18 protein-coding genes are annotated in these 16,143 nt (G+C 34.8%); 3 read left to right on the top strand and 15 right to left on the bottom strand.

Translation table 11 applies throughout. The features are described from left to right. Nucleotides 1-125 precede the first annotated feature (125 nt). The 3 genes from EC501_RS12895 to EC501_RS12885 all read right to left on the bottom strand — a co-directional run bounded on the left by EC501_RS12895 (nt 126) and on the right by EC501_RS12885 (nt 3,151). The gene (locus tag EC501_RS12895; protein WP_122972712.1) at nt 126-425 is read right to left on the bottom strand and encodes a DUF6509 family protein; all 300 of its coding nucleotides are present in this window, start codon (nt 423-425) and stop codon (nt 126-128) included. An 88-nt stretch (nt 426-513) separates the two neighbouring features. Further along, nucleotides 514-2,160, bottom strand: coding sequence for a methyl-accepting chemotaxis protein (locus EC501_RS12890; protein ID WP_122972711.1), 1,647 nt, complete (start codon nt 2,158-2,160; stop codon nt 514-516). A 13-nt stretch (nt 2,161-2,173) separates the two neighbouring features. Further along, on the bottom strand, nt 2,174-3,151 hold the full coding sequence (locus tag EC501_RS12885; protein WP_122972710.1) for a BMP family lipoprotein: 978 nt from the start codon (nt 3,149-3,151) through the stop codon (nt 2,174-2,176). Nucleotides 3,152-3,374: 223 nt separating this feature from the next. Between EC501_RS12885 and EC501_RS12880 the strand changes: the two genes are divergently transcribed. Next, nucleotides 3,375-4,556 (top strand): alanyl-tRNA editing protein, encoded by a 1,182-nt coding sequence (locus tag EC501_RS12880; RefSeq protein ID WP_122972709.1) that lies wholly within the window; start codon nt 3,375-3,377, stop codon nt 4,554-4,556. Between the two features lie 43 nt (nt 4,557-4,599). On the opposite strand, the gene EC501_RS12875 is transcribed toward EC501_RS12880, so the two are convergent. The 12 genes from EC501_RS12875 to EC501_RS12820 form a co-directional block, all read right to left on the bottom strand. Next, nucleotides 4,600-5,415 (bottom strand): metallophosphoesterase, encoded by an 816-nt coding sequence (locus EC501_RS12875; RefSeq protein ID WP_122972708.1) that lies wholly within the window; start codon nt 5,413-5,415, stop codon nt 4,600-4,602. A gap of 39 nt (nt 5,416-5,454) precedes the next feature. After that, nucleotides 5,455-6,153 (bottom strand): hypothetical protein, encoded by a 699-nt coding sequence (locus EC501_RS12870; protein WP_122972707.1) that lies wholly within the window; start codon nt 6,151-6,153, stop codon nt 5,455-5,457. Next, the gene (locus EC501_RS12865) at nt 6,150-6,875 is read right to left on the bottom strand and encodes a hypothetical protein (RefSeq protein ID WP_148037826.1); all 726 of its coding nucleotides are present in this window, start codon (nt 6,873-6,875) and stop codon (nt 6,150-6,152) included. Before EC501_RS12865 ends, EC501_RS12870 begins: the two co-directional genes overlap by 4 nt. After that, nucleotides 6,859-7,746 carry an ATP-binding cassette domain-containing protein gene (locus EC501_RS12860; RefSeq protein ID WP_158599712.1) on the bottom strand — a complete coding sequence of 296 codons (888 nt, stop codon included), beginning with the start codon at nt 7,744-7,746 and terminating at the stop codon, nt 6,859-6,861. Before EC501_RS12860 ends, EC501_RS12865 begins: the two co-directional genes overlap by 17 nt. A 5-nt stretch (nt 7,747-7,751) precedes the next feature. Then, nucleotides 7,752-8,123: a GntR family transcriptional regulator gene (locus tag EC501_RS12855; protein ID WP_122972704.1), complete on the bottom strand. Its 372-nt coding sequence runs from the start codon at nt 8,121-8,123 to the stop codon at nt 7,752-7,754. 331 nt (nt 8,124-8,454) lie between these two features. Then, nucleotides 8,455-8,856 carry a Na+/H+ antiporter subunit G gene (locus EC501_RS12850; RefSeq protein WP_122972703.1) on the bottom strand — a complete coding sequence of 134 codons (402 nt, stop codon included), beginning with the start codon at nt 8,854-8,856 and terminating at the stop codon, nt 8,455-8,457. Continuing rightward, nucleotides 8,834-9,118 carry a Na(+)/H(+) antiporter subunit F1 gene (locus EC501_RS12845; RefSeq protein WP_122972702.1) on the bottom strand — a complete coding sequence of 95 codons (285 nt, stop codon included), beginning with the start codon at nt 9,116-9,118 and terminating at the stop codon, nt 8,834-8,836. The genes EC501_RS12850 and EC501_RS12845 overlap by 23 nt, the downstream gene beginning before the upstream one ends. After that, nucleotides 9,119-9,601: a Na+/H+ antiporter subunit E gene (locus tag EC501_RS12840; protein ID WP_122972701.1), complete on the bottom strand. Its 483-nt coding sequence runs from the start codon at nt 9,599-9,601 to the stop codon at nt 9,119-9,121. 5 nt (nt 9,602-9,606) lie between these two features. After that, nucleotides 9,607-11,085 carry a Na+/H+ antiporter subunit D gene (locus EC501_RS12835; RefSeq protein WP_122972700.1) on the bottom strand — a complete coding sequence of 493 codons (1,479 nt, stop codon included), beginning with the start codon at nt 11,083-11,085 and terminating at the stop codon, nt 9,607-9,609. Continuing rightward, nucleotides 11,078-11,416: a Na(+)/H(+) antiporter subunit C gene (locus EC501_RS12830; RefSeq protein WP_122972699.1), complete on the bottom strand. Its 339-nt coding sequence runs from the start codon at nt 11,414-11,416 to the stop codon at nt 11,078-11,080. Before EC501_RS12830 ends, EC501_RS12835 begins: the two co-directional genes overlap by 8 nt. 1 nt (nt 11,417) lies before the next feature. Next, nucleotides 11,418-11,840: a Na(+)/H(+) antiporter subunit B gene (locus EC501_RS12825; RefSeq protein WP_122972698.1), complete on the bottom strand. Its 423-nt coding sequence runs from the start codon at nt 11,838-11,840 to the stop codon at nt 11,418-11,420. After that, nucleotides 11,830-14,238 (bottom strand): Na+/H+ antiporter subunit A, encoded by a 2,409-nt coding sequence (locus EC501_RS12820; RefSeq protein WP_122972697.1) that lies wholly within the window; start codon nt 14,236-14,238, stop codon nt 11,830-11,832. The genes EC501_RS12825 and EC501_RS12820 overlap by 11 nt, the downstream gene beginning before the upstream one ends. Nucleotides 14,239-14,565: 327 nt before the next feature. Between EC501_RS12820 and EC501_RS12815 the strand changes: the two genes are divergently transcribed. Both EC501_RS12815 and EC501_RS12810 read left to right on the top strand, forming a co-directional pair. Next, nucleotides 14,566-15,246: an adenine nucleotide alpha hydrolase family protein gene (locus EC501_RS12815; RefSeq protein ID WP_122972696.1), complete on the top strand. Its 681-nt coding sequence runs from the start codon at nt 14,566-14,568 to the stop codon at nt 15,244-15,246. A 132-nt stretch (nt 15,247-15,378) separates the two neighbouring features. After that, nucleotides 15,379-16,098, top strand: coding sequence for a YetF domain-containing protein (locus EC501_RS12810; RefSeq protein WP_174232693.1), 720 nt, complete (start codon nt 15,379-15,381; stop codon nt 16,096-16,098). Nucleotides 16,099-16,143 lie beyond the last annotated feature (45 nt).

Here is a 16,143-nt window from a genome sequence, read left to right as displayed (position 1 = left end):
AAATTCATGGCCATTAACTAAAGAAAAAAAGAATTTACATACAAAAATAGAGAAAGGTGAATTTGAGTTTCCTCAAATTCACCTTTCCCACTATTTGAAGCTAGTTATGTCCCAGCCTCTTCTGCTTATTCGACATCTTCCTTTAGCAATTGTTCCTTACAGAAATCCAAGATGAATGCTTCTTCATCATCTTCTAATGCAAAATCTAAATAGTCGTTTTCCCCTTTATCCTTGATAAAATAATTTAGTAAATACGTTTCGCCCTCTGGCTTTTGTCCAATTAAAACACGAACCTCAATACCTGCTTCAGAATAAAGCTCATCTTCCTCATCTACTTCGACGTCCAGTAAAAATTCAAAACGTTTTCCTTCTATGATATTGGTTGGATCCTTTATTTCTTCCATTGAGAATTGTGTAATTTCCATAAACGTTACTCCCTTACTATTTAAAGCTCCTAAAGCATTATGTAACCTGCTTCCTTGGCTAGTTTATTTTATCATACACGTACTCTCGTTAAATTGTAAATTTAGATAACTGCTTTTGTAGCTCTTCTGCAAGATGGGCTAGAGAAACGGCAGCTCCAGTAATTTCTTCCATCGATGCCAATTGTTCTTCGGACGTTGCCGCTACTGAAGAAGAATTATCTGAAGTTGCTTTCGATACTTCTGACATTGCTTTCGAATGATCCGACACTTTAGAAACATCCTGTTCGATTTCATTTGTGACGACTGTAATATGATTTACTTGCGTTTGAACGTCTTGTACTGCTGCTAAAATTTCATCAAAGGTAGTTTGCGTATCTGAAGCAATTTTTAACCCTGTATTTACTCTTTCTTTCACATCATTAATAGAGCTTACGGTTTTCTCTGTATCAACATCAATTTGTTTTGCAATTTCTGTAATACTAGATACTAAACTTCTTGTTTGTTCTGCCAACTTTTTCACTTCATCTGCTACAACCGCAAAACCTTTTCCTGCTTCCCCGGCTCTAGCTGCTTCAATCGATGCATTTAAAGATAGTAAGTTTGTTTGGTCAGCTACTTCTGTAATTTTAGATAATACTTGTACAATTTCTTTTGTTTGATTGTTTAACGTAACTAAAGCACCATCCGTCTCTTCAACAGATTGATTAATTCTTTCCATTTGTAAAACAGTCTCTTTTACGTAATTCGATCCTTGTTTTGTTCTTTCACCTGTTGAAATAGATAATTCCTGTGCTAAAGTTGCTTTTTGCGAAATTTCTTTCACTGCCACTAAGCTGTCTTCCGCCGATTGAGTAGATTCAATGGACATCATTGATTGCTTTTCTGCCCCGCTAGATACTTCTTGAATCGATGTAGAAATTAATTCGGCACCTTTCATTGTTTCGTCTGCGCTGGCCATCAATTCTTCTGCAGAAGCTGCAACTTGACTAGAACTATCTTGCACATGGGTTAAGAATTCTCTCAAGTTGTTTGTCATTTTCTTAAATGCCGTTTGTAAAAAATCAATCTCATCTTTATTTTTATTGTCTTCTATTTCAATCCCTAAATTACCATTTGCAATTTCTTCTGCATTATGAATAACTTTGTAAATACGTTTCACTAGTCGATTAACCGCTATGTATGAACCAACAATTGTTTCAATTAATAGTAAAGTCAATAGAATAACGGAAATCCAAATAATTTGGTTAATATTTTGTTGCAAATCCGCTTGCATATTTGCATATTGGGTAGAAATATTTCGTTTCAATTCAATAACATCATTAATTAAACCTTTTGTTCGAATCGATTGTCTTTTAATTTCTGCTAGGTTGTCTTCATTGACCGCTTTTGTCGATTCATCTAAAACTTCCTCATATTTCTTTTTAATTTTTTCAGCATATACTTGTTGTTCTTCATTTAATGTAGGTACTAATTCATTAAATATCGTTTGAATCGATTCCAAGTCTTGATTAATATCATTTTTGTTACTTTCAGATACATTTAGAGCATATCCACTTAAAGATTTTTGAAGACCTTTAGCAGAACTATTTAACTCTTCAACTGTAATAAGCGACTCAACAACTTCTTCAGTAGAAGACTTCAACATAATTAACTGACTAATATTAAACCCAATAATACATGTAGAAAACACTAAAGGAACAATAGCTAATAGTAATATTTTTGGTTTCAACTTCATCTTTTTATCGCTCCTACTCTAAAACGGTAATCGTACCGTTTGAAATGTCTTCAATAAATTGATCAATTTTCGTTTGCTCCGAAGGGATAAGTTCAATGGCGCGAATCGGTGCAATAGCTACTCCATTTTCCTTTAGCCCTAGTTGTTTATTTTTTTCTGCAATTTTGCCTGTTTCTACTAACTCTTTAACCGTATCATAAATAGCTACATCTACTTGTTTAACCATGGAAGAAACAACGGATTTTTCAGCTAGATAAAACTGGTCACTATCGACACCGAAGGAATAAACTCCTTGGCGTTGGGCTTCTAATATGACCCCTACTCCCGTAAATCCTGCAGCTGGATAAATGTAATCTGCTCCAGCAGCAATCATCTCTCTCGCTATACTTTCTCCTAATTTATCATCACCAAAGGTACCGGAATATTTTGAGAGGATTTTTGCATCGGGATTGACAGCTTTTACGCCTTCAACAAATCCTTTTTCAAACTTACGAATAAGTTCAGCCTCTTCACCACCTACAAATCCAACCGTATCACTTTTTGTTTTCATACCTGCTACTACACCAATTAAAAATGAACCTTCCTCTTCCTTAAAAGTAATTGAATTCACATTTGGTAACTCTGATTGGGCGTCGATGATTAAGAAAGAACTATCTGGATATTTCTTTGCAACCTTTTCCATGTCTTCTTGAATGGAAAAGCCTAGTCCAATAATAAGATCATTTCCTTCTTCAACTAATTGTTCTAGCCCTTTCTCATACGTTTCCGTATCTTTTAACTCACGATAATCAAATGAAATGCCAAGTTCATCTCGAGCTTTTTCAAGTCCCATAAAGCCCATATCTGAAAAGGATTGATCACCTAACCCTGCATCAGATAACATAATTCCAACCTTTAACTGGTCGTTTTCAGTAGTTTCTTCATCATTTGAACAAGCAGATAGAACTACTATACAAATAATAAAAGTTACTAAAAAGATAACTCTCTTCATTATAAACACCCCTACTTTTGTACCTTGTTTAATATTTGATTTTCAACTAAATTCGTATAAATTTACTATTTTATGCTCTATTAGTTTACAATACTATACTCACAATGAAAACATTGAAAATGTAAAAATAGTAATAAAAAAGATAAAATTCGCCATTAAGTGACACTTTCTAATATATATGTAAAAATAGTTTTAACTGGAAATAAAAAAGGAGCAAATGATCATGAGAGAATTATTCTATTATCAAGATTCCATGATGAAACAGTTTAAAGCTAATGTTGTACGGACAGGAATCGATGGAGAAAGACCGTTTATTGTCCTTTCTAATACGGCGTTTTATCCAACAGGTGGAGGGCAGCCCCATGATACAGGTTATATTGATGACCTTCGAGTAGTTGATGTAGAAAAAATAGGTGATGAAATCTTTCATTATATTGAAGGCAATTTCGATTGTCTTAATGATGAGGTCACAGGCATATTAGACTGGGATAGAAGATATGATCATATGCAGCAACATTGTGGTCAACATATTTTAACCGCCGCCTTTGTAGAATTGTTGAATATCCCAACAGTTAGTTTCCATTTAGGAAGTGAGCTTGTAACAATCGATCTAGCAACTGAACAATTAACTGACGAACAGCTTGCCCTTGTGGAAAAACGAGCAAATGAAATCATTTTAGAAAACCGTCCAATCGAAACTAAATGGATTACGAAAGAAGAACTTCCTAATTTCCCATTACGTAAAGACGTTTCCGTCGATGAAGATATACGCCTAGTCATTATCCCAGACTATGATTATAACGGATGTGGTGGCACTCACCCTACGTCTACGGGGCAAGTAAGCACCATTAAAATTATGGGGACCGAAAAAATGAAAAAGAATATTCGGGTATCCTTTGTTTGTGGGAATCGCGTGCTAAAACAACTCGCTATGCGAAAAAGTGTTTTATCGGATGTGGCAAGACAATTAAGTGTACCGGAAGAGACGGCAGCGACAGCACTAAAGAAAGTATTAAACGATGTAAAAGCGACCGAAAAAGCTTTAGAAGAGGCTCAAAATCATTTACTGGAATATGAAGCAAAAGAGCTCGTGGCAAACAGTGTAAATAACATTGTTGCTTGCACCTTCGAAAACCGTACTGTTCAAACATTACAAAAGCTTGGCCGCGCTGTAGTAAGTCAACATAGTGAATTAATTTGCCTTTTCGTTGCAAACAACGAAGATAAACTCCAATTTATTGCAGCCCGCGGAGCTGATGTAAAAAAGAGTATGAAGGAAATTTCCACTGCCATTTTACCGTTAATCAATGGGAAAGGTGGCGGAAATGACGGCTTTGTTCAAGGTGGCGGAGAAAAAGTCCTTTCAGCCCAAGAATTATTGAAAGAAATGAAACAAAATATATAAAGCAAATGGCGAGCTGTGACAGCTCGCCAATCTATATTCTTTCCTATATCGATTTAAGTTCAACTACTACAATTTCAGGTAAATTGAAAATACGGAATGGAAACCCACTATTTCCTAATCCACGACTAACATTCATAACTGTTTCGCCGCCTTCATAGGTTCCCGCTGTATATTTCGGGAAAAACCCTTGGCCAGGTGCAGCTAGTCCACCAATTCCCGGTATTCGTACTTGACCTCCATGAGCATGACCTGAAAAGACAAGATCTATATGATTCTCGACATATGTAGTAAATTGTTCAGGGCGATGGGCTAATAAAATCATTAAATTCTCTGGATTTACCGTCGACAACGCTTCGTTTAACATACTTTGCGTATCATGTCCATTTAACGGATCTTCAATTCCGGCAACAGAAATACTCTGTTCTTCCCTTTTAAGGGTTACAGAAGAATTGGCCATAACATGAACGCCCATTTCCTCCATAACATTATAAATTTCATCTACTTTATTCGTAGCTACTTCATGATTTCCAATGACATAATAAACTTCAGCAATTTGAACAAACTGACGGACAGCATCTAAACTTTGCTCTAAATCATAACGGTTGCTATCAATGACATCACCCGTAATAAAAATGACATCTGGATTTGACTTTTGTACTTTCTTCACTAAATTTTGCTGATTATCGCCAAAGACGGCATCGTGTAAATCTGATACTTGGGTAATTCGAAAACCATCAAAGTTTTCAGGAACTTCTTCCGACTCATATACATGTTCCGTTGTCACAATCCAATGGTTATTTATATATAAAAATAAATAGATTACGATAATAAATAAAAATAATTTTACAATTCTTTTCAAAACATTTCGCTCGATTCGTTAATAAGTTGATGTGAATAACTAATTCACCTTATCAATAATAGTAACATGGTTTGGAACATTCAAGTAGAGAATCGTTAAACCAATTATAGAACTGTCATTAAAATCACCTATTAACCCTTTACTAAAATACTGTTCTACTAGTTGGATAGAGGGATTAAATTTATAAAAAGAAAACTGTCGTTCGGCTCTATCATAAATAACGAGTTTATTATTTAATAACTCCATTTTTTGCTCATCCATCATGTTTGTTACATCAATGCTCTCATAAACAGATGGAATTTGGTAAGTTTTTGCATAAATTTTATTAGAGTTTGGATCATCTCTATATTTCACTAAAACTTCCACCCCGTTATACTGTCCTGACGATGTTTCAAGAATTAGTTCACTTGTTGGTAACTCGTAGGTTTTCTCATCAATTAAAAACTCTTCTTTTAACTCCTTCGCTGAATTTTGAGCGATGATTTCCCAAAACTTATTTTCCTCTTGTACCAATCGTTCCGTCTCAGTCTTTGATAGTAATCTCTTTTGTTCGTTATCCGAAATCGATAAGTACAACAAGGCAAGTAGTCCTAAAACTATGTAACAACTAATTCCTATAAATATTTTTTTAACTGTCCAAAAATTTTTCGTAAATTTCACTCCCTTTGAAACAACAACAAAAATAATACTAAGGGAGATGATTAGGAGAACGGGTAATAGGGCTACTAATGCTGTCATCTTCTATTTACCTCTTTTCTGCTGAGAATGAATATAGATGATACAAATAATAGGATACAAGTAAACAAAGCCTTTAACATAAACGATAAATAGCCTGTGTTAAAAAAGAAATTCACTAATAAAGCTTCTGGTTGTACATTTAATATCGCAGTAAATATTACAGCAAGTACAACCATTAAAATACCTAACCCTTTTGATAGTTTGAATATGGAACCTATTAAGTAACCAATTGAAGCTGCAAGTAATATAATAAAAAACGCCAGTCCGAAATGGACAAATTCAAAAAGTGTATATTCCTTCATTACAGCAATATTACCTACTACCTGAATTAATGCTATTAGAATATAAAGAGTCATGAAAGAAATAATTGTTGCGATGAAACTATACACAAAAAGTACTATGACATTTGCCAGACTAGCGGTATATCGAGTTGTTATTACAGCATAATCATCATGGCGATATCCATTTGTTTGCATTAATATGGCGATTACTAAAGCCCAAATACAGGAGAGAATTATGTAACTATCTAGCGTATAGTAATGAATGTTTATATTAACTTCATTAAATCCTCCCCCCATTGTAATATTTCCGCCTGAGAAGAGAATTGACACAGTAATTTGAATAAGAATTAATATAATAATAGACTGACTATACGCTTTCATTTTCCATTTAACCTGATTTAAGACGATTTGAGAAAATGAAATTTCATTTAAAGACATCATCTATTCCCCCTTTCCCTTTGCTTGTCATAAATTTGCATACCTCAGAAGCCGTTACTGGTTGAACTAGTATGTTCATCGTTTGTAATAACTTCTCATCAATTTTGTTACGCTCAACAACCACTTCATAGTGAAATAAATCTTCTTTTTCGAAAAATACTTCCATATCACTCGTGAGTTTTCTAATTAAATTTATATCTCCCCTTAAACGAACCAACATTTGCTGTACATCATCTAATGAAGCATGTAACTTAATTTGCCCATTATCGATCAATATAATTTCCTCAAGTAAATGTTCCATTTCATTTAAATGATGACTTGAGATAATTATTGTTCTCGGGTATGCAATATACTCCTTCAATATGGCCCGGTACATATCTGTACGAATAGACTCATCCATCCCGTTCATTGGTTCATCTAGTAATGAAATAGTACATCTCGAAGCAAGACCATAAATCAAATTGAACGTTGATTTTTGGCCTTTTGATAAATTATGATGAAAAGCATTTGTTGGGATATTCGCATAATCCAACAATCGTTTGGCAAGTTCGTGTTGCCAATTCGGATAAAAATCTTTTGCCATTTTGAAAATATCTAACACTGTAAATAGTGGAGGAAAGGTCATCCCTTCTTCAACAAACATAATATTGGAGGCGGTTTTTAAGTTATTAAAAGGGCACTCCCCAAACACTGTAATCTCCCCATTAGTTGGTTTAAGATGTCCCGCTAATAGTTTCAGTAATGTCGATTTTCCTGCACCATTTCGTCCGATTAAGCCACTCAATTTTCCTTTATTGATAGAACAAGTAAGTGAATGGAGAACCCTTTTATTCCGATATCTTTTTTCGACTTGATGGCAAATAATTTCAGGCACTCCGATCACCCTTCCCTTTGGATTTTTTTAATTAATTCAATTAATTCACTATCTGATACAAACAACCGTTTCGCTTCTTCCACTATCTCTTTTGCTAGATTCGAAAGCTTTTCATTATGTCTCTTAGATAGAATTAATTCCTTTGAACCCTCTTGAACGAACATTCCAAGACCTCTTTTCTTGTATAAAATTCCATTTTCAAGAAGTATTGCTAACCCCTTCCCCGCCGTTGCAGGGTTAATATTGAACATTTCAGCAAGCTGATATTGTGAAAATACTTTTCCATTCTCCAATAACTGATCAGCTATTATTTCATTTTCAATCCATTCTGCAATTTGGATATAAATCGGTGTATTACTTTCTTGTTTTAAATTCAAGTTTGCTCCTCCTTCTGAGTAGCGTTCATATGTTTATAACAATAGTACATTACTGTTGCGATGTACTATAATCTATAATGGATGTTTTTGTCAATAAATCCATTTAAATTCCATTAAAAATGAACACTCCTTTTTCACCTAAATATTTTTTATCCACAATTATTAGCCGAGCCATCCACTTATTACAGGTTCTCCACAGCTTTATCCTCAGTTACTCTATTTGTCCACATCACTATTTTTTAGTTCCACCGAAAATTGAAAAAAGTTATACACAAAATGAAAAAACCATTCACTTTTTATATAAAAGTGAATGGTTCCCTATGTGGATAACTTATTTTTCATTCTCTTTATTTAATTCATCTGGGGAAACAGTTAAACCCTCTCCACCGAATAAAAGGGGCTTTAATTCATCTTCTCCCGATCCTTCCGCTAAAGGTACATTCGCACGATAAGCCGCGCGACAAATTAAATGGCCCGCAACAGGGGATGTAATAAAAACGAAAATAATTCCTAATATCAACCGGACACTTACATAGCCATCAACTGTCCAAAAGTAAATAAATGCCCCTAATAAACAAGCTAGAACAGCAAATGTAGAACTTTTCGATGCTGCATGGGACCTTGTATAAACATCCGGTAATTTAATTAACCCTAAAGCGCTAATGACACTTACAACAGCACCAAATAATATGAGTAAAACCGCAACCCACTCAAGAATCTCCTTTCCGCTCAACGATGACACCCCTTTCGATATATTTCGAAAAGGCAATCGTCCCGATAAACGCTAAAATACCTAAAATTAAAATCGCCTCTAAAAATGCCGTCGTACTTAAAATAATCGAAACAACCGCAATGGATGAAATTAAATTCACTCCAATTGTATCTAAAGCGATCGCCCGGTCTGGCATTGTAGGTCCTACAATTACACGATAAAGTAATAATGCAATGGCCACCATAAAAAGTAATAACGCTAGTAAAAGTATTGTTTCTTTCATCTATCGAGTCACCTCCATAATTGCTTTTTCAAACTTACCAATTGATCGAATAACCGATTCCTTTGACTCTTCTATATCCATCGCATGAATATAGAACACATCTCCACTTTCCGAAACTTCCATCACGACTGATCCAGGTGTAAGGGTTAGAAGAAGGGCTAACGTTGTTACTTCCCATTCTCCCTTTAAATTCGTTTTATACGTAAAAATACCCGGCTTAATTTGTAATTTTGGAAATAATATTTGTCTCATCACTGAAAAGCTGGATATGATTAATTCTTTAATAAAGAGCAATATTAAATAAAGTACTTTAAACAATTTTCTTAAGTAAAATTGAGTACCAAAGAATCTATGCATCACATACAAAATACCGATCCCAACAATAAATCCAGTAAAGAAGGTCGTTAATTGAGGGGTTGGTTCATCGACTAATAAAAGCCATAATAGTGCAATGAATAAATTTAGTAAAAACTGTCCAAACATTTACCTCACCCCTTTAAAATCGCATCAATATAAATAGAAGGATTCATTAATGTTTCTGCTGCATCCTTCACATAGACCGCCAATGATTCGGCCCCCATACCAACATAGACAATGGATATAGCAAACAAAATGAAAGACCAATAGGCGCCTTTAGGAATTGGCTTTCTATCTTCAAAACTAATAGTAGTTTCACCAAAGAAGGATGCTAGGAATATTCGTAGTAATGAGTATAAAACGATAATACTCGAGGCAAAACCAAGGGCTAGTAAGATGTACGATCCAGCTTCAATTGCCCCTTGTCCGATTAACACTTTTCCGACGAATCCACTTAATGGAGGAATACCTGCTAATGCAAGCATAACTAAAAAGAAAATCCAACCGAAAATAGGGTAGTTTTTAATAAGTCCGTTCATTTTCTTTACAACAGACTCTCCTGTTAAATAAAACATCATTCCGACCAATAAGAATAATAAAGCTTTCGCTAACATGTCGTGAATTAAATAATAGATGGCCCCAGCTATCGCCGATTCAGTTCCTACAGCTAAACCTATTAAAATAAAACCGACACCGATAATGACGTTATATGTTGCAATCGTATATATATCACGACCCGACAATGCCCCCATACAGCCTGCTATTATAGTCACACCCGCCATAATCCCAATAATGACATGGGTTACATCCTGATTTAGTGGGAACATAAGAGTAAACGTACGAATAAGAGCATATATACCAACCTTCGTTAGGAGAGCTGCAAATAAAGCTTGAACTACAGTCGGTGGCACACTGTAGGAACCTGGTAACCAAAAGAACAAAAGTAATCCTGCTTTTAAACTAAAAACAATTAAAAAGAGAATTGATACTGTCGTAAGTAATGGGTCCTGTCCTGCCTCAGCAACACGCTGTGCAATATGGGCCATATTTAACGTCTTTACTGTTCCATATAAAAAGGCAAGGGCAACAAGAAACATCCATGATGCTACAACATTGATTAATACATATTTTAAAGACTCCCTTAGTTGTCTCTTTTCTCCACCAAGGGCTATCAATACATACGAGGCAAGCAACATTACTTCAAAGCACACAAATAAGTTAAAAATATCACCTGTTAAAAAGGAGCCATTTACCCCTGCAATTAAAAATAAAACAAAGGGATAAAAGAACATTTTTTCGTGGCGATCTCCAATTGTTGAAAACGCATAAAGGAGACAAATCGTCGTTACAACACTTGCGGTTAAAACGAGGATCATTGCAAAGGAATCAGCAACAAAAAGAATGCCGAATGGTGGTAACCATCCACTGAAGTCTAATCGTAATATCCCTTCTGTCTGAACAATATTTAATAAAATGAATGACAATACAGTAACAAACAACATCGTAATGAAACTAATAATTCGCTGGAGAATAATATGGTCCTTTAAAAACACGAGAACCACCGCAGTAATGATTGGAATTATTAGCGGTAATACAAGTAAATTATTCATCAGGCATTCCTCTCAATTCTTGCAAATCGTCCGAACCATTCGTTTTATAAGTCCGATAAGCCAAAACAAGGAGAAATGCGGTTGTTGCAAAACTTATCACAATAGCTGTTAATATTAAAGCTTGTGGCAAGGCATCGGTAAAAGGTCCCTCGGATTGACTAAGTAATGGGACATCTCCCTTTTTTAAACCACCTACTGTTAAAATAAGCAAATGAACAGCATGGGATAACAAGGCAGTCCCTAAAATGATTCGAATCATATTTCGAGAGAGGACTAAATAGGTCGCAACGGCGACGAGAATACCAATTAAAATCATCATTAAAGATTCCATTCTACTCATCCTCACTAATACTTAAAATAATCGTAACAAGCGTACCAATAACGGTTAAGGCAACACCTGCTTCAAAAATTGTTACAGTCGTTAAATGTTTTTCTCCCAATATAGGAAATGTAAAATACGCATCCGTTTGCGATAAAAAAGGTGCATCAAAAAAGATTGAACCAATTGCTGATCCAGTTGCTAATAATACTCCTAAACCAGCAACTTTCTTAAAATCGAAGGGCATTTTTTTATGCACGGTTTCCAAATCATACGTAATATATAGCAAGACAAGACCTGATCCTAGGACAAGTCCGCCAATAAATCCGCCCCCTGGTGCATTATGACCAGAAAAGAACAAATAAACACCAAGGGTCAAAATAATGAAAATAACGCCCTTTACAACCGTTCTTAAAATGACATCATTAATTTTCAATATCTACATCCCCTTTCTTCGCCTTTAGCTTAATGAGTGCGAAAACACCTAAGCCAGCTATAAAGAGAACGACTACTTCCAGCATCGTATCGAAGGCACGGAAATCCCCTAATATCGTATTAACTATATTTTTACCCCCAGCAAGGTTATATGAATCCTCGAAATAGGAGGAAATCGATTTGAACTTATCATAATTTACTACTGTTAATCCGATTAACGTAACCGTAGCTCCTACAAAAACAGAAATTAATCCATTAGATATTTTCACCCGTTTTGTAGATTGCTCAGGTTTTAACTCTGCAAGGAATTTAAAACAAATTAAATATAGTGCTGTTGTGACCGATTCAACAACAAGTTGAGTAAGCGCTAAATCCGGAGCTCTAAAAATAACAAAGAAAAAGGCTACGGAGTATCCAAGAACACCGTTTAATAAAACCGTCGTAATGCGAGACTTCGCAAACAAAATAGCTACTGCCGCAAAAATCATGACGAACACTAAAATTAATTCATAATTTTCGATGACAGCATCGTTAGTAGGATTCCATTCAAAGGTATCAAGGGCAATGAATGTGCCCGCAACAATTACGACAAAGCTCACATATATATAGACAAAGTAATGCGTTAAATGACCACTCATATATCGTTTTGTAAGACTTTCTGATACATTTTCACTCGATGTAATGACTTTTTCGTAAATCGCATTAAGTGTCCATTGTTTCGGGAATAGTCGGTAAATTTTAGACCAGTATTTTAAAAAACGGTACAAAATTATACCTAAAACTACTACTCCGAAAGTCATTAACAATTCTGTGTTAAATCCATGCCATGCAGAAATATGGGGTGTCATCTCTTCAGCAGATGGAAATGTTGGATAGACACTTAACATTGCAGGCTGTAAAATATATTCCCCTAAAAGATTTGGGAAGAAGAAAATCGCAATGACTAGACCAATTAAAATAAACGGAGGCAGTAACATTCCAAAGGGTGCTTCATGTGGATTTTTCTCTACGATATCTGGCTTCATTTTCCCTAAGAACGTTTTGCTTACGATAATGAGGCAGTAAACAAAGGTAAAAACACTAGCAAACCATGCTATAATCGGGATTAATAGACCAATATTTTGGATCGAGAAAATATTTAATTCTGTAATGTTCAGAACGGCTGCAAAGAACATCTCTTTACTTAAGAAACCATTAAACGGTGGCAATCCTGCCATAGAAAAACAACCGATTATAGCAATAGTGAACGTAAAAGGTAAAATGGTCATTAACCCACCTAAACGTCGTATATCCCTTGTACCGATTTCATGGTCAACGATTCCAACCATCATAAACAAAGCACCTTTAAAAGTTGAATGATTGATCAAGTGAAAAAGTGCAGCAAACGTTGCTTGAGTATAGATAACCGTTTCTGTAGAGTAGCCTAAATAGACCGCAACAGAACCTAACCCGAGCAAACTCATAATAAGGCCAAGCTGACTTACCGTTGAATAGGCTAATATAGCTTTTAAATCTACTTGTCGAACAGCATTAAAGGACCCCCAAAATAAGGTGAATAACCCTACACCGGTTATAGTCCAAAACCAAATCATTTCCCCACCAAATATCGGTGTAAAACGTGCTACTAAATAAATTCCCGCTTTAACCATCGTAGCGGAGTGTAGGTAGCTACTTACAGGGGTTGGCGCTTCCATCGCATCAGGGAGCCAAATATGGAATGGGAATTGGGCGGATTTTGTAAAGGCACCTAAAAGAACTAATAATAGCGCAGGAATAAACAATACATGCCCACTTATAGCATCTATACTATTTATAATTTCCCGAATACTAAATGTTCCCGACATAGCATACAACATTAAAAAACCAACCAACATGGCAACGCCGCCAGAAACAGTAATCGTCATCGATTTGCGCGCACCAGCTCTAGAAGCTTTCCGATGATGCCAGAAGGCAATTAATAAAAAGGATGAAACACTTGTTAACTCCCAAAATGCATATAAAACCATTAAATTATCTGAGAATACAACACCTAACATTGCTCCCATAAATAGTAATAAATAGCAATAAAAATGATGAAGGGATTCCTTCACTGATAAATAAAAAATGGAATACAAAATGACTAAACTTCCGACACCGGTTATTAATAAACTAAAGATTAAGCTTAAACCGTCTATGTAAGTCGTAAAATTTAGATGAAACGAGGGGATCCACTCATATGTATGTGAAAAAACTTCACCTTTTGCAACACGAGGGATATACGTAGTTAATAAAAGGAATAAACTAACAGGAATTATAAGGACGACCCAACCAATCACGTTTTTCCTCAGTCGCCTATAAAAAATGGGAATAAGTGCTGCCATAATAAACGGAGTTAGTATGATGGCAATATCAATTGTCACAAGCTAATACCTCCTACTTCTTTGTAACATAATGCAATTTAAAAAATTAGAATTAGTATATCTACTTGACTTCCAAAAATACTCACTTCATAATAATGTGTCATAAAGATAAAGCGATAATTTCCAATTTATACTATTTTGCAAAAATGTTAGTTTTAATAATTATTTGATAAAACGATAATAAACATTACTATTAAAAGTATACAGTAAGAATGGCATAAATGCACTTAATTCGCATTCACTTTAGCTTTTTTATACAGTTTTTCGCTAAAAAATAGCAAATTTTATATTTTGATAATGAACAAATTTTAAGAGGAGCAAACTACGATGAAGCATGTTAAAAGAACGGATGAAAGTATTTTAGTATGTGTATATTACGGACTTAATGGTGAGCGTCTTATTCGTAGAGGCCATAAACTTGCGACGTTACTTGATTGTCCACTCTATATATTGACAGTTGATACAAAACCCCTTGATGCGTTTGACGCTGAAAAATCTGGTTATATTGAAAGATGGACTGCACTAGCGGAAGAACTAGAAGTAGAGAAATTTATTATTAAAGATAACGAAAAACGTCCTATTCAAAAAATCATCGCTGAAGTTGCAAGGGAAAATAATGTAACACAAATCATTGTTGGGCAAAGTGCTCAAAGTAGATGGGAAGAAATTACAAAAGGATCCTTTTTAAATGTTTTACTAAAGGAAGTACCTTTCGTTGACTTCCATATCGTAGCCGTTAAGCGCCCTATCGAAGATGAAACCTCTGGAACCTTTGAAAAAGGCGTGCGTGCTTATGTCATTCAAGATCTTGAGAACTATAAAATCGTTTTTACATGCCCTAAGTTTCCATCCATTGAAGGCATTTTCTTTAAAGAAATTGGTACAGATTTTGATAATGGTATCTTTAAATTTTCCTTTGAAAATAGAATGCATGAAGTGAAAATAAAAGAAGGATTCGTAAGTAATCCTCACCTTATCCATTCCATTTATGGCATTTCCAAAAAGTAAATAGTTAAAACAGCATCCCAATGGTTAGAAATTTGCTAACTATTGCGATGCTGTTTTTGTTCTCCTTAGAAAAGTTTGCATATAGTTATTATCTTTCGCTCATCTTAATAAAAGAACGAAAGGAGTATTTATATGCATGCTTTTGAACATATTCATTTTTTTGAAATGATTTTACGATCTACTTTTGCCTTTGCTACTATTCTTATCGTTGCTCGGGTTATTGGAAAAAAACAATTAAGCCAATTAACCTTCTTCCATTACATTACAGGTATTACTATTGGGTCAATTGCAGCTGAAGTTTCTACCCAACATCGAACAGATTTTTGGGACGGATTTACTTCTTTAATATGGTGGGCACTCCTTACCCTTTTTATTAGTTTTATTTCATTAAAATCTTCTAAAATACGCGTATTAGTAGATGACCGACCAACTATTTTAATTCAAAATGGAACGATTATTAAAAGTGGCATGAAAAAAGCTCGACTCCATATAGATGAACTTAGTATGCTTTTAAGAGAACAAGGAATTTTCTCCTTTGATGAAGTGCATTATGCTGTATTTGAAACAAACGGAGAACTTAGTGTATTGAAAAAACCTGCCAATAGTGCAGCGACAAAACAAGATGTAAAAGCAGATGTTTCACTACCCGAACATATGCCTACAGAACTTATTTCAGATGGGAAAATTAATCAGAAAAATTTAGGTGAGTTGAATTTAACGGAGGAATGGTTATTTAATAAATTAAAAAAGAAAAACGTAAAAGATATTAAAGACGTTTATTTTGCCCAATATCTTGAAAATGGTTCCCTTTATATTAGCTTAAATAAACAGGCTGAAAAAAAGGAATCATAGTACGTTCTAAAATATTCATTTACATGGGGAAATATGAAACCAAAT

This window comes from Lysinibacillus halotolerans, assembly GCF_003711845.1.
Lineage (GTDB): Bacteria > Bacillota > Bacilli > Bacillales_A > Planococcaceae > Ureibacillus > Ureibacillus halotolerans.
The sequence above is the reverse complement of the archived record's forward strand: the minus strand, read 5'-3'. Positions and strand labels throughout refer to the sequence as shown.

Excerpts from the sequence above, each read along its gene's own strand:
- EC501_RS12895 (WP_122972712.1), bottom strand. The coding sequence starts at position 425 with ATGGAAATTACACAATTCTCAATGGAAGAAATAAAGGATCCAACCAAT.
- EC501_RS12890 (WP_122972711.1), bottom strand. The coding sequence starts at position 2,160 with ATGAAGTTGAAACCAAAAATATTACTATTAGCTATTGTTCCTTTAGTG.
- EC501_RS12885 (WP_122972710.1), bottom strand. The coding sequence starts at position 3,151 with ATGAAGAGAGTTATCTTTTTAGTAACTTTTATTATTTGTATAGTAGTT.
- EC501_RS12880 (WP_122972709.1), top strand. The coding sequence starts at position 3,375 with ATGAGAGAATTATTCTATTATCAAGATTCCATGATGAAACAGTTTAAA.
- EC501_RS12870 (WP_122972707.1), bottom strand. The coding sequence starts at position 6,153 with ATGACAGCATTAGTAGCCCTATTACCCGTTCTCCTAATCATCTCCCTT.
- EC501_RS12865 (WP_148037826.1), bottom strand. The coding sequence starts at position 6,875 with ATGATGTCTTTAAATGAAATTTCATTTTCTCAAATCGTCTTAAATCAG.
- EC501_RS12845 (WP_122972702.1), bottom strand. The coding sequence starts at position 9,118 with ATGAAAGAAACAATACTTTTACTAGCGTTATTACTTTTTATGGTGGCC.
- EC501_RS12840 (WP_122972701.1), bottom strand. The coding sequence starts at position 9,601 with ATGTTTGGACAGTTTTTACTAAATTTATTCATTGCACTATTATGGCTT.
- EC501_RS12835 (WP_122972700.1), bottom strand. The coding sequence starts at position 11,085 with ATGAATAATTTACTTGTATTACCGCTAATAATTCCAATCATTACTGCG.
- EC501_RS12830 (WP_122972699.1), bottom strand. The coding sequence starts at position 11,416 with ATGGAATCTTTAATGATGATTTTAATTGGTATTCTCGTCGCCGTTGCG.
- EC501_RS12815 (WP_122972696.1), top strand. The coding sequence starts at position 14,566 with ATGAAGCATGTTAAAAGAACGGATGAAAGTATTTTAGTATGTGTATAT.
- EC501_RS12810 (WP_174232693.1), top strand. The coding sequence starts at position 15,379 with ATGCATGCTTTTGAACATATTCATTTTTTTGAAATGATTTTACGATCT.